General features: G+C 34.9%; 2 protein-coding genes. Both read left to right on the plus strand.

The window, feature by feature from the left end:
• Positions 1-232 (plus strand): DUF871 domain-containing protein (locus JF818_RS03575; protein ID WP_198890611.1); only part of this gene is annotated, 232 nt, incomplete at its 5' end.
• Positions 196-1651, plus strand: a 1456-nt coding sequence (ptsP, locus tag JF818_RS03580) for a phosphoenolpyruvate--protein phosphotransferase (protein WP_198890612.1), incomplete at its 3' end; no start/stop codon positions are given. The genes JF818_RS03575 and ptsP, both read left to right, overlap by 37 nt.

A 1651-nucleotide genomic window follows, 5' to 3' on the forward strand; every position in this document is an offset into this window, starting at 1 on the left:
GTATAAAGGACATCAGTTTGATCCAATCAATGCAGTCGATATCAAAAGAGGAGATATCATTATTGATTCCTCTCTTTATACAAGATATGCAGGAGAATTACAGGTAGCATTAAAAGATATGAAGAATACAGGCAAAACAAGTGTCGTTGGCCATGTTATTGAGGATGAGATTTCTCTATTGGATACAATACAGCCATGGCAGAAATTTGCATTTATATTGAAAGAAGGTTAAGAATGGGCATTGGTGCATCACCTGGCTATGCCATTGGTCAAGTAATCATAAAAAAACCTTTTGTTGAACCAACAGAAGAAAGATTAGAGAACTATGAAGATGCCATAATCATATTTGAAAAGGCTGTAGACGAGGCAAAGGTAGCCATTGAAAAGCTTCGCGAACAGACAAAGGAAACCATTGGGATTGAGGAGAGTGAGATTTTTACTGCTCATTTAATGATGATTTCAGATCCTGAGTTGCTGAATCAGATTCGCGGGAAAATAAAAGCGATGTATACACCTGCTTATGCTGTGAAATTGATTCGAGATCAGTTTGTGCAAGTGTTCGAATCCATGGACAATGAATACATGAGGGAACGTAGTGCAGACGTAAAAGATGTTTGTAATCGTCTAATAAAAATTCTTTTGGGCATAAAAGAAATGAATATTTCTACAGAAGAGAAAATAATATTAGTTGCACACGATTTAACACCATCTGATACTGCAGGCATTTCTAAAGATTATGTAGCAGGTTTTATTACCGAAATTGGTGGAAAGACATCTCATACAGCGATTATGGCTAGAACGCTTGAAATACCCGCAATTGTTGGATGTACAAATATTATTGAAACACTATCAGAAGAGGATATTCTAGCCATTGATGGTACAACAGGCGAGATTCTTATAAATCCTGATGAAACGGTCATTCATGATTTTATTAAAAAAATTGAAGAAGAGACTGTTGAAAAAGAAAAACTGAGAATGTTGATAGGAGAAGAGAGTATTACAAGAGATGGACATCATGTAGAAATCGGTTGTAATATTGGTAATCCTTCTGATGTGGTTTATGTTCATGAAAACGATGGTGAGGGTATAGGTCTTTTTAGAAGTGAGTTCCTGTATATGGATAGGCATGATATGCCTTCAGAGGAAGAACAATTTACGGCCTATAAAACAGTACTGGAAAAGATGGATAGCAAACCTGTTGTTATAAGAACATTAGACGTTGGTGGTGACAAGCAGTTATCTTACTTAGATTTTCCAAAGGAAGAGAATCCATTTTTAGGATTTAGAGCAATAAGATATTGTCTTGAGAATGAAGACATCTTTAAAATTCAATTGAGAGCTCTGATCAGAGCAAGCATATATGGAAATTTAAAGATCATGTTCCCAATGATTTCTAATATTAGAGAAGTTAGAAGAGCTAAGGAAATCATCCTAGAAATAAAAGAGGATTTTTCTGAAAGAAATATTCCGTATGGTAATTTTGAAATAGGTATTATGATAGAAATTCCTGCAGCAGCAATCATTTCTGATAAGTTAGCAAAAGAAGTGGATTTCTTCAGTATTGGAACCAATGATTTGATTCAATACACAACAGCAGTTGATAGAATGAATGAAAAAATAGCTGATTTATACTCACCATACCATCCAGCAC

The organism is Sphaerochaeta sp. S2 (genome assembly GCF_016406725.1).
In the GTDB taxonomy this organism is placed as follows: domain Bacteria; phylum Spirochaetota; class Spirochaetia; order Sphaerochaetales; family Sphaerochaetaceae; genus Sphaerochaeta.